This is a genomic window from Pseudomonas chlororaphis subsp. piscium (genome assembly GCF_003850345.1).
Classification (GTDB): Bacteria; Pseudomonadota; Gammaproteobacteria; order Pseudomonadales; family Pseudomonadaceae; genus Aquipseudomonas; species Aquipseudomonas piscium.
In genome coordinates, this window is the sequence record NZ_CP027707.1 from 3,759,817 (window position 1) to 3,772,484 (window position 12,668).

The 12,668-nt window shown below is 66.0% G+C and carries 11 protein-coding genes; 9 read left to right on the plus strand and 2 right to left on the minus strand.

What is annotated here, in order from left to right:
• Positions 1-54 precede the first annotated feature (54 nt).
• From C4K38_RS17155 to C4K38_RS17185, 6 genes are all read left to right on the plus strand, one after another.
• Positions 55-588: a 2,4'-dihydroxyacetophenone dioxygenase family protein gene (locus C4K38_RS17155; RefSeq protein ID WP_053279413.1), complete on the plus strand. Its 534-nt coding sequence runs from the start codon at positions 55-57 to the stop codon at positions 586-588.
• A 30-nt stretch (positions 589-618) separates the two neighbouring features.
• The gene (locus tag C4K38_RS17160) at positions 619-1,884 is read left to right on the plus strand and encodes an MFS transporter (RefSeq protein ID WP_053279414.1); all 1,266 of its coding nucleotides are present in this window, start codon (positions 619-621) and stop codon (positions 1,882-1,884) included.
• Positions 1,881-2,945 carry a 2,3-butanediol dehydrogenase gene (locus C4K38_RS17165; protein ID WP_053279415.1) on the plus strand — a complete coding sequence of 355 codons (1,065 nt, stop codon included), beginning with the start codon at positions 1,881-1,883 and terminating at the stop codon, positions 2,943-2,945. The genes C4K38_RS17160 and C4K38_RS17165 overlap by 4 nt, the downstream gene beginning before the upstream one ends.
• A gap of 149 nt (positions 2,946-3,094) precedes the next feature.
• Positions 3,095-4,396, plus strand: a complete 1,302-nt coding sequence (locus tag C4K38_RS17170; protein ID WP_053279416.1) for a carbohydrate porin — start codon at positions 3,095-3,097, stop codon at positions 4,394-4,396.
• A gap of 32 nt (positions 4,397-4,428) precedes the next feature.
• Positions 4,429-6,108 (plus strand): GMC family oxidoreductase, encoded by a 1,680-nt coding sequence (locus C4K38_RS17175; protein WP_053279417.1) that lies wholly within the window; start codon positions 4,429-4,431, stop codon positions 6,106-6,108.
• A gap of 227 nt (positions 6,109-6,335) precedes the next feature.
• On the plus strand, positions 6,336-7,310 hold the full coding sequence (locus C4K38_RS17185; protein WP_053279418.1) for a bifunctional helix-turn-helix transcriptional regulator/GNAT family N-acetyltransferase: 975 nt from the start codon (positions 6,336-6,338) through the stop codon (positions 7,308-7,310).
• Between the two features lie 6 nt (positions 7,311-7,316).
• Here C4K38_RS17185 and C4K38_RS17190 read toward each other — a convergent pair whose 3' ends face one another.
• Together C4K38_RS17190 and hpaA are read right to left on the minus strand one after the other, a co-directional pair.
• Positions 7,317-8,411 carry a DUF1176 domain-containing protein gene (locus tag C4K38_RS17190; RefSeq protein WP_053279419.1) on the minus strand — a complete coding sequence of 365 codons (1,095 nt, stop codon included), beginning with the start codon at positions 8,409-8,411 and terminating at the stop codon, positions 7,317-7,319.
• A 71-nt stretch (positions 8,412-8,482) separates the two neighbouring features.
• On the minus strand, positions 8,483-9,394 hold the full coding sequence (hpaA, locus tag C4K38_RS17195) for a 4-hydroxyphenylacetate catabolism regulatory protein HpaA (protein WP_053279420.1): 912 nt from the start codon (positions 9,392-9,394) through the stop codon (positions 8,483-8,485).
• 225 nt (positions 9,395-9,619) lie between these two features.
• On the opposite strand from hpaA, the gene C4K38_RS17200 reads away from it, so the two are divergent.
• From C4K38_RS17200 to hpaE, 3 genes are read left to right on the plus strand one after another with little or no spacing between them, the layout of a single operon-like run.
• The gene (locus C4K38_RS17200) at positions 9,620-10,303 is read left to right on the plus strand and encodes a fumarylacetoacetate hydrolase family protein (protein WP_053279421.1); all 684 of its coding nucleotides are present in this window, start codon (positions 9,620-9,622) and stop codon (positions 10,301-10,303) included.
• A 9-nt stretch (positions 10,304-10,312) separates the two neighbouring features.
• A complete protein-coding gene (locus C4K38_RS17205; RefSeq protein ID WP_053279422.1) occupies positions 10,313-11,113 on the plus strand; it encodes a fumarylacetoacetate hydrolase family protein in 801 nt (266 codons plus the stop codon).
• The gene (hpaE, locus tag C4K38_RS17210) at positions 11,114-12,574 is read left to right on the plus strand and encodes a 5-carboxymethyl-2-hydroxymuconate semialdehyde dehydrogenase (RefSeq protein ID WP_053279423.1); all 1,461 of its coding nucleotides are present in this window, start codon (positions 11,114-11,116) and stop codon (positions 12,572-12,574) included.
• Positions 12,575-12,668: the final 94 nt, after the last annotated feature.

Genomic DNA, 12,668 nt, shown 5'->3' on the forward strand with positions numbered 1-12,668 from the left:
CCTGAGCGCCGCGCCTAAAGTCGCCTCGACTCCCACAACGAATAGAGGCCGACCATGCCCGAAGCCGCCAGCCGTGAATTCTGGAAAGACCTGCAACCGATCGCCAATTGCTTCAAGCCGGACGCCAAGCCCGAGGTCTACCTGCCCAATGCCGCCAGCGACGACCTGAAGCTCTATGTGCCCTTCACCGAAACCGTGTCTTCGCGGCCGCTGTGGATCTCGCCGAGCGAGAACCGCTGGTGCGACATCCTCATGGCCAGCAGCGCCGGGCTGGTGAACCGGCATTACCACCCCCACGAAGTGTTCGCCTACACCCTGTCCGGCAAGTGGGGCTACCTGGAGCACGACTGGACCGCCACCGCCGGCGACTTCGTCTACGAGACCCCGGGCGAAGGCCACACCCTGGTGGCCTACGAGCACGAGCAACCGATGCGCGCGTTTTTCATCGTCAAGGGCCCGCTGATCTGGCTCGACGAACAAGGCGAGCCGGAGGGTTATTTCGACGTGCACTCCTACATCGCCATGTGCCGCGCGCATTACGAAAAGATCGGCCTCGGCGCGGCCTATATCGACACGCTGTTTCGCTGAGCTCACCTGTCCCTCCCGCGGAGAACGACCATGGCTTACAACAACAATAAAGCCGGTTACGAGAACATCCTGCTGGGCGTGCTGTTCCTGACGTTCGGTTTCGTCTTTTTCGATCGTTTGGCCCTGTCCTTCCTGTTCCCCTTCATGGCCGACGAGCTGCAACTGAGCAACAGCCACCTGGGCATGCTGTCGTCGGTCCTGGCCCTGGCCTGGGCGGTGTCCGGCGCGCTGGTCGGGGCCTGGTCGGACCGGCGCGGCAAGCGCAAGCCGCTGCTGATCGTCGCGGTGATCCTGTTTTCCCTGTGCTCGGCGCTGTCGGGGCTGGTCACCGGCTTTCTCAGCCTGCTGCTGTTCCGCGGCATCATGGGCCTGGCCGAAGGGCCGATCCTGCCGCTCTCGCAATCGCTGATGGTGGAGGCCTCCTCGCCCCATCGCCGGGGCCTGAACATGGGCCTGCTGCAAGGCTCGGCGGCCGGGCTGCTGGGCGCGGTGATCGGCCCGCCGGTGCTGATCGCCCTGGCCGAAGCCTACGGCTGGCGCCATGCCTTTATCGTCTCGCTGGTCCCCGGATTGCTGATCGCCCTGCTGATCTGGCGCTTTGTGCGCAACGACGCGCCGCCGGCACCGATCACGGACAACAGTTCTGCTGCGCCGGTCAATCGCCTGGCCCTGCTGAAAAGCCGCAACATCGTGCTCTGCACCCTGATCAGCTGCGTGTTCCTCACCTGGTTCGTGATCCTGATTTCCTTCACCCCGACCTTCCTGGTCAAGGTCCGCGGCTACAGCCCGGCGAGCATGGGCACGGTGATGAGTTGCCTGGGCGGCGCCTGGGTGTTGTGGGGCTTCGGCGTGGCGGCGATTTCCGACCGCTTCGGCCGCCGCCCGACCCTGGTGCTGTTCTCGCTGATCGCCGCCTGCTGCCCGATCGCCCTGCTCTACGCCAACAGCCCGCTGCTGATGGGCGTGCTGATGCTGCTGACCTACACCGGCCTGGGTTGCTTCACCCTGTTCATGGCGACCATCCCGGCGGAAACCGTGCCCCGGGAAGTCATGGCCACCGCGCTGGGCATGATCATGGGCATCGGCGAGCTGGTGGGCGGTTTCGTCTCGCCGACCATCGCCGGCTTCGCCGCCGACCGTTACGGCCTGTCCATCGTGATGTGGATCTCCTGCGGCGGCGCCCTGCTGGCCGCGCTGTTGGCGCTGTTCCTCAAGGAAACCGCGCCGGCGGTCCTGGCCCGCGGCCGCCGCGCTGAACCTTCCCCCTCTTGTGCCCTGCAAGGAAACCAGCCATGAAAGCATTACGTTGGCATGCCGCCCGCGACCTGCGCCTGAGCGATCTGCAACTGCCACAGCCCGGCCCGGGCGAGGTGCTGGTCCAGGTGGCCTACTGCGGTATCTGCGGCAGCGACCTGCACGAATACGCCGACGGTCCGCACTCGATCCCGCAACAGCAGCCCCACTCGCTGTCCGGTTGCCGCGCGCCCCTGACCCTCGGCCATGAATTCTGCGGCCAGGTCCTGGCGGTGGGCGCGGGCGTCGAGCGGGTCCAGGTCGGCAGCCGGGTGGCGGTGGAGCCGGAGTATCGCTGCGGCGATTGCCAGTACTGCCGCGCCGGCCAGTACAACCTCTGCCAGTCCATGGGTTTCATCGGCCTGATGGGCGACGGCGGTTTCGCCGAACAGGTGCTGGTGCCGGCCTACATGCTGCACCCGCTGCCGGATTCAGTGAGCTTCAAGCAGGCCGCGGTGCTGGAGCCGGCGGCGGTGGCCTTTCACGCGCTGAACCAGAGCAGCCTGCTGGCGGGCGACAGCTGCGTGGTATTCGGCCTCGGCCCGATCGGCCTGCTGCTGATCCTGCTGGCCCGGCTGCGCGGCGTGGAGCGGATCTTCGCCGTGGACATCAGCCCGGAACGCCGACGCCTGGCCCGCGACTTCGGCGCCCAGGAAGTGCTCGATGGCCACGCCGCCGACCTGCCGCAACGCTTGCACGAATTGAGCGGCGGCGGAGTCGATACGGCCTTCGAGGCCGCCGGCAGCCAGCAGACCCTGAGCCTGGCCCTGCATGCCCTGCGCAAGGGCGGTGAGGTGGTGCTGGTGGGGCTGATGGGTGAGGTCAGCGTCGATGCCTTCCACCTGGTGAACAACGAACTGCGCCTGCTCGGCAGCGTGGGTTATCGCAATGCCTATCCGCCGCTGATCGAGCTGTTGGCCAGCGGCCGCCTCGACCTGACCCGCGCGGTGACCCGCTGCGTGACCCTGGACCAGGCGGTGGAGCATGGCTTCGAAGCGCTGCTGCGGGACAAGAGCCAGATCAAGGTGCTGGTCAATCCCAACCCCGAGCTGGCCAAGGCGTGACCCTGTAGCCGCTGCCGCAGGCTGCGATAAGGCCGAAGGCCTTCGGCGATCTGGAGACCGCAACGGCCCTGCGGGCCGATCGCAGCCTGCGGCAGCGGCTACAGACCTGAACGACTCATCACAAAAACAACAAGAAACGAGTACCGACCATGAAAAGCACTCCCCTGCTGTGCCCGCTGCTGGCGGCTGTCCTGTTCACCCCTTTGTGCCAGGCCGAAACTCCCACGCCCAGCCGCGAAGGCCCGCTGGCCGGGCTCGGCGAGCAACTGGCCGGCTACGGCATCCGACCCCATGTGCAGTTCTGGAGCCTGTCGATGAACAACCTCGACACCGGTCCGCGGGAACACAGCTTCGGCAACAGCGGCGACCTGTTCGTCGGCGCCGACTTCGACCTCGAGACCCTCGCCGGCCTCGAAGGCGCGGCCGTTCATTTCGAGGAAACCTTCTTCATCCTCGACACCGCCACCGGCCAGCCGACCTCGCGCAACTGGCAAGGCGCCGCCGGCAGCTATTTCGCCGGCGCGCCGATCCACAACGACATCACCAGCAACCAGTTGAGCCTGCTGACCTACCAGCAGACCTGGCTCGACGGCCAGGTCGACATGAGCCTGGGGCGCACCAACGCCCGACGCTACTTCTATATCTACAACTGCGAAACCCTGGTCACCTGCAACGACCCGATCATCGATTCGTCCACCGGCATCCTGCCGCCGCCCTACGGCAGCTGGGGCGGCTACCTGAAGTACCAGCCGACGCCAGGCTTGTATGTGCATGCCGGCGCCTTCGAATCGAACCCGGTGGACTACCTGAAAAAACGCAAGGGCCTGGACTTCAGCACCGACGACGCCAGCGGCACCAGCCTGCTGCTGGGCATCGGCAGCAAGAACGACGGCGCCTACAGCTCCCACTACGAACTCAATGGCTACTACAACACCTCCAATCAGTACGACCCGCTGACCGGCGCCAGCGAACACGGCACCGGCGGCGCCTTCTTCAAGTTCCAGCAAGGCTTCTGGCGGGCCGACGGTGGCCAGGGCACCGCGCCCCAGGCCTTGCTGGCGTTCGGCTCGCTGTCGCTGGCCGCCGACGACAAGCAGCCCTTCAGCCATTTCGCCGAAATCGGCCTGACCTACCTGGCGCCCTTCGACCGCCCCCAGGACAAGCTCAACCTCAAGGCCAGCTACCTGCGCCTCAACGACCACCAGTTGCGCTTCCAGCAGCAGGCGCGGATCGCCAACGGCGGCGACCCCAGCCTGGGCGAACGCAATGTCTACGCCATCGAGGCCAACGGCCATTTCGCCCTGACCCGGCACCTGGCGCTCGAACCCAGCGTGCAGTACCTGATCAACCCGGACAACTTCTACAACCCCGAGGCCCGCGAGCTCAGCGGCAACGGTTTTGTCGTCGGCCTGCAAGTCATGTACGACGTCGGCGCGGCGCTGGGGTTGTGAACCTGCTTCTCACTGCCAACGAGGTATCTCCCATGACTGACTCTGCCCCGCGTTCGTTCGACTACATAGTGGTCGGGGCCGGCTCGGCCGGTTGCGTGCTGGCCAACCGGCTGTCCGCCGATCCGCAGCTCAGCGTCTGCCTGATCGAAGCCGGCCCCAGCGACCGCAGCCTGTTCCCCGGCGCCTATGTGCGCACCCCGGCGGGCATCATCCGGCTGATCGCCAACCCGAAGTGGAACTGGATGCACCAGTTCAGCGCCCAGGCCGCCAGCGGCGACCGCCCGATCCCCTGCCCCCGCGGCCGACTCTGGGGCGGCTCCAGCGCGATCAACGGCATGATCTACATCCGCGGCCACCGCAGCGACTACGACCGCTGGGCCGCGGCCGGCAACCAGGGCTGGAGCTACGACGAACTGCTGCCGTACTTCCTGCGCTCGGAGCACTTCGAGCCCGGCGCCTCGCCCTGGCACGGCCAGGGCGGCGAACTGAACGTCGCCGCGCAACGCAGCCCGAGCCCGATCAATGAGGTGTTCTACCAGGCCGCCCAGGAACTGGGCTGGCGCTACAACCCGGACTTCAACGGCGAGGAACAGGAAGGCTACGGCCCCTTCCATGTCACCCAGATCAACGGCGAGCGTTGCAGCGCCGCGCGGGCCTTCCTGCACCCGGCGCTGTCGCGACCCAACCTCAGCGTACTGAGCTCGACCCTGACCCACCGGGTGCTGCTGGAAGGCAACCGCGCCTGCGGCGTCGAGGTCAGTCAGGATGGCGCGGTGTTCCAGCTCCAGGCCCGGCGCGAAGTGATCCTCAGCGCCGGGGCGATCAACTCGCCGCAGGTGCTGCTGCTCTCCGGCATCGGCCCGGCCGCCGAGCTGGAGCGCCATGGCATCGCCCAGCGCCATGAACTACCGGGGGTCGGCCACAACCTGCAGGACCATCAGGACGTGGTGCTGATGTACCGCTGCGACAGCGAACTGACCTATGGCGTGTCGGCCAAGGGCCTGCTGCCCCTGGCCCGCTCGCCCTGGCAGTACCTGAGCCGGCGCAGCGGTCCGCTGACTTCCAATACCGTGGAGTCCGGCGGCTTCCTGCGCCTGCAAGCCGAGGACGCCGCGCCGGAACTGGGCCTGATCGTCGCCCCGGCGCTGAAGAACCAGCCCCAGCGCCTGGTGCCCCTGGGCCATGGCGTCAGCCTGCACATCGCGGTGATGCACCCGCAAAGCCGTGGCCAGGTCCGGCTCAATTCCGCCGATCCCCATGACAAGCCACTGATCGACAGCAATTTCCTCAGCCACCCGGAGGACCTGCGCAAACTGGTGGCGGGCGTGCGCCTGGTGCGCAAGCTAGCGGCGAGCCAGGCCTTCGCCCGGCGCCTCAAGGGCGAGCTGGTGCCCGGCCCGCAAGTCGAGAGCCAGGCGCAGATCGAGCAGTGGATTCGCGACAACCTGGGCACCGTGTTCCACCCGGTCGGCACCTGCAAGATGGGCCACGACGAGCAAGCGGTGGTCGACGACCAGCTGCGGGTCCACGGCGTGCAGGGCCTGCGGGTGGCCGACGCGTCGATCATGCCGAGCCTGACCACCGGCAATACCAACGCGGCGGCGATCATGATCGGCGAAAAGGCCGCGGACCTGCTGCTGGGTAAGGCACCGCTGAGCATTCAGGTTCCCGCTCGCCTGGAGGAACAGGCATCCGCGCTGACCATTGGCTGAAAGGTGGCCACTTGTAGGAGCGAAGCTTGCTCGCGATGGACTTGAGAGCGCCGCGTTTAGCCAGTCGGTACGCGTTATCGTTAACGATCATCGCGAGCAAGCTTCGCTCCTACAGGGGATCACCTGCGCTCGACTGATCGGTGTTGACCCAGAAGCCCGCGTCCCTATGGATTTTGCCGTTGGGCGGACATATAGTTGCACCATACAACCATATATGGAGCCTAGCCATGTCCTCCCCTTCGCCGCTGGTGGATCAGATCCGTAACGAATCGCGCAAGCTGGTGCGCGAGCTGGGCTTCATGGGCGCCACCCTGGCCGGCTCCGATCTTGCGCCTTCAGCGGTGCATGCGCTGATCGAACTCGATCTGTACGCCCCGCTCACCGCCGCCCAGCTGGGCAAGACCCTGAACCTGGAAAAGTCCTCGGTCAGCCGCCTGCTGGCCAAGCTCATCGAACGCGGCGATATCCAGGAAAGCCCCAGCCCCACCGATGCCCGGGAAAAACACCTGGACCTGACCGACAGCGGGCGCAAACAGGTCGCCGCCATTCATGCCTTTGGCAGCGCCCAAGTGCAACAGGCGCTGCGCCTGCTTGCGCCACGGGAGCAAAGCCAGCTGGTCGCTGGCATGCGCAGTTATGCCCAGGCGCTGGAGGCCTGCCGCCTGGGCCATGGGCAGATCGCCGCGGCAATCCCTAGCGTGCAGCGCGGCTATCGGCCGGGCATGATCGGTCGCATCACCGAGCTGCATGCACACTACTACTCACGCCTGGTGGGTTTCGGGCAGTTCTTTGAACAGCGCGTCGCGGCGGGTCTGGCGGAGTTCAGCGAGCGCCTGGACCACCCGGATAACGGCATCTGGCTGGCCGTGCTGGACGAGCAGATCGTCGGTTCGATCGCCATCGACCTCGGCGGCGCCCCGGACCACCCTCAGGCCGACAAGAGTGCCCACCTGCGCTGGTTCATCCTCGACGAGGCGGCCCGTGGCACCGGCACCGGTCGCCTGCTGCTCAAGGCGGCGCTGGAGCACTGCGATCAGGCGGGGGCAGCGTCCTGCTACCTGTGGACCTTCAGCGGCCTGGACGCCGCCCGGCATCTGTACGAGTCCTTCGGCTTCCACCTGGTGGAGGAACAGCCGGCGGCGCAATGGGGCAAGACCGTGCTGGAGCAGAAGTTCGAGCGCCGCCATCCAGGCCTGGCCTGAAACGCCTCAGCGTCTGACCGGCGGTGCGATGTTCCACAGCCGTGGCCAGTCTTCGGAGGACAGGCCGTTGCAAGTCGGCATCTTTCGGTAATCGCTGAGCTGGAAGCTTTCGCCGTCGAACAGCCAGCGCCCGCTTTCACCGCAGTCGCCGATACCGCGGGCCAGATAGAAAGTGCTCAGCACCCCGGTCTTGGGGTCGTAGTGGGCGCCCCCCGAGCCGTCCGCGTTGTTCATGGGCAAGGCTTGCCGGCGCAGCTCCTCGAACTTCGGCGGGTTGCCGCGCGACCAGCTGCTGATCAGGTAGTCGCAGTTGTAGGCCGCGCAGTCGCTCAGCACCACCGTCAACGCCCGTCGCGCGGTCAGCGGATAGACCTCGACCTGGGGCTCGGCCACATAGTCCTCATCGTCGTTCGGCGTGCCCGGCGCGGCCAGTTTCGCGGCGGCCGCCGAAATGCGCGTGCGCTCCGCCGCCGTCAGCTCCGGAGCCCCCGGATAAGCCCGCAGCTGGGCCGGCAGCGGCCTCGCCGGTACCTCGCTGGCCGGACGCTGGCCTGGCCGCCACAGCGCCGTCACGCCATCGACCCGGCCCTGCACCGAGTCCATCAGCAGCAGCGCCGCCGACAAACCGGACAACGGCACCCGGGCTTCGTCGTTCCCCGCCAGTTTCAGTTCCTCGGCATTGCGCAGGCGTTCCAGCCATTGGCGGGCCCGGGTCGGGTCGGCGATTTCATAGCGGGTGACCTGGATTTGCGCGCCCTTCTTCTCCGGCAACAGCACCAGGGCGTCCAGCAGCTGTGGCTCCAGCGGCTGGCCGTCGAGGCGCAAGGCCGACAGCTCGGCGGGTTCGCCGCGCTGGTCCAGGCGTATCTCCAGGGGGCCGTCGGGGCCGGCGCGACGCTGGATATGCAGGGTCAGGCTGCTGTACTGCACGCCGTGCTCGCCGTTGGGCGCGCTCAGGGCGTGGCAGCTGCGCAGGTTGTCGCAGCCGGTGATCCATTCCTTGGTCTGGCGCAGCAAGGGCACCTTTTCCGCGGTGTTCTGCGCCATCGCCTGGGCGGCGCTGGCCGTCAGCAAAAGGACCATCAGGGTGCGCTGCAACATGGGACTTTCCTTGTCGGGCAAAAGCGCCGATTGTCCCACGCCGCGCTCCTGCCCTCCCAGTTTTTTTGCCTTCAGGACGAGGGTTTCACCGCGCCCTGGCGCGCCCGATATTCCCCCGGCGTCATCTTCGCGTAGCGCTGGAAGAACCGGCTGAAATACGCCGGGTCCTTGAACCCCAGCTGGTAGCAGATTTCATTCACCGAACTGGCGGTGAACAGCAGCAGGCGCTTGGACTCCTGCATCAGGCGCTCGTACACCAGGCGTTTCGACGGCAGGTCGGCGATGCGCCGACAGACGTCGTTGAGGCGCGCCTCGGTGACGCCGATCTGCCCGGCATAGCGCGACAGCGGCCAATGCTCCAGGTACTGGGCTTCGATCAGTTCGTTGAAGCGATGGAAGATGTGCAGGTCTTCGTGGCGCGCCGGGCGCGCCTTGAGGGAATTGGCCGAGAGCCTGAGCAGGCTGATCAGGATCAAGCGGGTCAGGGCCTCCAGCGCTGGCGCATGCCCGGCGCCCTGCCCGGCGACCTCCTCCTGCAATTCATCGAACAGCAGCGCCAGGCGCCGTGCCTCGCCAGCGAACCCCGGACCCAGGCGCGCCAGGGCCACGCAGGCCGGCGCTACCTGCGGACCGCTAGCGAGGCGGCTGTCGGCTTCGATCAGCTCCCACACCAACTGCTGGCGCACGGTCAGCACGTGGCCTTCGCTGTCGGCCTCGGTGACAAAGGAATGGGCAATGGTCGGCGGCGTGAGGAAAAACATCGGCCCCGATTCCAGGTATTGCTGGTCGTCGAGGTAGACCCGCACCGCGCCGCTTTTCACGTAGTGCACCTGGAAAAACCGGTCGTGGCGGTGCACCGGCATGTTGCGGCCGAAGAACCCGGCCAGGTTGCTCAGCTTGTCGTAATGCACCTGCGAGTCGGCGTAACGCTGGTCGTAGACCTGGCCGATGTTGATGTTGGGGATCGGCTGGCGATCGCTCATGGTGGCGTGTCTCTTTTTTTCGCTCGCGGCGCTTTTTATTTCGCCGCAGCGCTTTTTTATTTTTACCCGCGGCAAGCGCCCACATCCTGCGTGATTCGCGGCCTGTTCACCAGTACACGGCAAACGGGTCATGGCCGGCGCTTGACGATCGTTAACATATTAAATATAACGTTAACACATTAACGAAATCACCTCGTCTTCCGCGATGCTCAGGAGAAAACCACAATGAGCCGTGCACTGCATGAAGTCGCCACCGGCACCCTGTTCGGCGTCGCGCTGAACTATCAGGGCCTGTTGCGCAGCCACCTGGAATCCTTCACCCAGCCGCCCTACCAGAAGCCACCGGTCAAGCCGGTGCTGTTCATCAAGACCCCCAACACCCGCAACGTCCACGGCGGCGCCGTGATCTACCCGAAGGGTGTCGAGCGCCTGCAACCGGGCCCGGCGCTGGGCGTGGTGATCGGCAAGAGCACCAGCCGGGTCAGCGCGGAAAACGCCCTGCAGCACGTCGCCGGCTACACCATCGTCAACGAATTCAGCCTGCCGGAAGACAGCTACTACCGCCCCGCCGTCAAGGCCAAGTGCCGCGACGGTTTCTGCGCCCTCGGCCCGGAACTGGTGCCGGCGGCACAGGTGGCCGATCCCCATGGGCTGGAACTCAAGCTGTGGGTCAACGGCGAGCTGCGCCAACACAACAGCACCGCCAACTTCGTACGCGGCATCCCCCAGTTGATCGCCGAACTCAGCGAGTTCATGACCCTGCACGAGGGCGACGTGCTGATCACCGGCACCCCCGAAGGCCGCGTCGACGTCAAGCCCGGCGACCGCGTCGAAGTGGAGATCAGCGGCCTGGGCCGTCTCGCCAATCACGTTGTTGCCGAAACAGCCGCCGAAATAGCCGCCGAATAAGGAGCCGCCATGAAACACGCCCGCATCCGTTATCAAGGCCAGGTCCACGACGTGGTGGTCAACGCGCCCAACAGCGTGAAACTGGCCGATGGCCGTGTGCTCGCCGAGGATCAGGTCGAGTGGCTGCCACCGGCCACCGGCAGCATGTTCGCCCTGGGCCTGAACTACGCCGACCACGCCGCCGAACTGGCCTTCAAGCCGCCGACCGAGCCGCTGGTGTTCATCAAGTCCCCCGGCACCTACACCGGCCACAACCAGGTCACCTGGCGCCCGGACAACGTCGCCTACATGCACTACGAGTGCGAACTGGTGGCGGTGATCGGCAAGACCGCGCGCAACGTCAAGCGCGAGGACGCCCTGGACTACCTGGCCGGCTATACGGTTTGCAACGACTACGCGATCCGCGACTACCTGGAAAACTACTACCGGCCCAACCTGCGGGTGAAAAACCGCGACGCCACCACCCCGGTGGGTCCCTGGATAGTCGACGTCGCCGACGTGCCCGAACCGAACCGGCTGAAGCTGCGCACCTGGGTCAACGGCGAGTTGCGCCAGGAAGGCACTACCGCCGACATGATCTTCGACATCCCCTACCTGATCGAATACCTGTCCAGCTTCATGACCCTGCAACCCGGCGACATGATCGCCACCGGTACCCCCGAAGGCCTGTCCGACGTGGTGCCCGGCGATGAAGTAGTGGTGGAGGTCGAAGGCATCGGCCGGCTGGTCAACCGCATCGTCGGCGAGGCGGAGTTCTTCCGGATCAAGGCACAACACGACACGCAACTGGCGGCCAAGGAGCACGCATAAATGATCAAACACTGGATCAACGGCCGCGAGGTCGAAAGCCAAGACGTCTTCACCAACTACAACCCGGCCACCGGCGAAGCCATTGGTGAAGTGGCCAGCGGCGGTGCCGAGGAAATCGCCCAGGCGGTCGCGGCCGCCAAGGAAGCCTTTCCGAAATGGGCTAATACTCCGGCGAAAGAACGTGCCCGCCTGATGCGCAAGCTGGGCGAGCTGATCGACCAGAACGTGCCGCATCTGGCGGAACTGGAAACCCTCGACACCGGCCTGCCGATCCACCAGACCCGTAACGTGCTGATCCCCCGCGCCTCGCACAACTTCGACTTCTTCGCCGAGGTCTGCACCCGCATGGATGGCCACAGCTATCCGGTGGATGACCAGATGCTCAACTACACCCTGTACCAGCCGGTCGGCGTCTGTGCCCTGGTGTCGCCGTGGAACGTGCCGTTCATGACCGCCACCTGGAAGACCGCGCCGTGCCTGGCCCTGGGCAACACGGCGGTGCTGAAGATGTCCGAGCTGTCGCCGCTGACCGCCAACGAGCTGGGGCGCCTGGCCCTCGAAGCCGGCATTCCCAATGGCGTGCTGAACATCGTCCAGGGCTACGGCGCCACCGCCGGCGATGCCCTGGTACGCCACCCGGACGTGCGGGCGATTTCCTTCACCGGCGGCACCGCCACCGGCAAGAAGATCATGCAGACCGCGGGGCTGAAAAAGTACTCCATGGAACTGGGCGGCAAGTCGCCAGTGCTGATCTTCGAAGACGCCGACCTGGAACGCGCCCTGGACGCCGCGCTGTTCACCATCTTCTCGCTCAACGGCGAACGCTGCACCGCCGGCAGCCGGATCTTCATCCAGGAAAGCGTCTACCCGCAGTTCGTCGCCGAGTTCGCCGCCCGCGCCAAGCGGCTGATCGTCGGTGATCCGACCGACCCCAAGACCCAGGTCGGCTCGATGATCACCCAGGCCCACTACGACAAGGTCACCGGCTATATCCGCATCGGTATCGAGGAAGGCGCCACCCTGCTCGCCGGTGGCCTGGAGCGCCCGGCCAATCTGCCGGCGCACCTCGCCCGTGGCCAGTTCATCCAGCCGACGGTATTCGCCGATGTGAACAACAAGATGCGCATCGCCCAGGAAGAGATCTTCGGCCCGGTGGTCTGCCTGATCCCGTTCAAGGACGAGGCCGAGGCCCTGCGACTGGCCAACGACACCGAATACGGCCTGGCCTCCTACATCTGGACCCAGGACATCGGCAAGGCCCATCGCCTGGCCCGTGGCATCGAGGCCGGCATGGTGTTCATCAACAGCCAGAACGTGCGCGACCTGCGCCAGCCGTTCGGCGGGGTCAAGGGCTCCGGCACGGGCCGCGAAGGCGGCGAGTACAGCTTCGAGGTGTTTGCCGAGATCAAGAACATCTGTATCTCCATGGGCAGCCACCACATCCCGCGCTGGGGCGTGTAAGGTTGAAAAACCCGCTGTAGCCGTGGCCGCGGGCCGCGATCCGGCGCCTTGTTCACAGTCGATCGAGGTGTCCCGGTTACGACTGCTACGCAGT

Coding starts and splice junctions, on each gene's coding strand:
- C4K38_RS17165 (WP_053279415.1), top strand. CDS start 1,881: ATGAAAGCATTACGTTGGCATGCCGCCCGCGACCTGCGCCTGAGCGAT.
- hpaA (WP_053279420.1), bottom strand. CDS start 9,394: ATGAGCGATCGCCAGCCGATCCCCAACATCAACATCGGCCAGGTCTAC.
- C4K38_RS17200 (WP_053279421.1), top strand. CDS start 9,620: ATGAGCCGTGCACTGCATGAAGTCGCCACCGGCACCCTGTTCGGCGTC.
- C4K38_RS17160 (WP_053279414.1), top strand. CDS start 619: ATGGCTTACAACAACAATAAAGCCGGTTACGAGAACATCCTGCTGGGC.
- C4K38_RS17205 (WP_053279422.1), top strand. CDS start 10,313: ATGAAACACGCCCGCATCCGTTATCAAGGCCAGGTCCACGACGTGGTG.
- C4K38_RS17170 (WP_053279416.1), top strand. CDS start 3,095: ATGAAAAGCACTCCCCTGCTGTGCCCGCTGCTGGCGGCTGTCCTGTTC.
- C4K38_RS17185 (WP_053279418.1), top strand. CDS start 6,336: ATGTCCTCCCCTTCGCCGCTGGTGGATCAGATCCGTAACGAATCGCGC.
- hpaE (WP_053279423.1), top strand. CDS start 11,114: ATGATCAAACACTGGATCAACGGCCGCGAGGTCGAAAGCCAAGACGTC.
- C4K38_RS17190 (WP_053279419.1), bottom strand. CDS start 8,411: ATGTTGCAGCGCACCCTGATGGTCCTTTTGCTGACGGCCAGCGCCGCC.
- C4K38_RS17175 (WP_053279417.1), top strand. CDS start 4,429: ATGACTGACTCTGCCCCGCGTTCGTTCGACTACATAGTGGTCGGGGCC.
- C4K38_RS17155 (WP_053279413.1), top strand. CDS start 55: ATGCCCGAAGCCGCCAGCCGTGAATTCTGGAAAGACCTGCAACCGATC.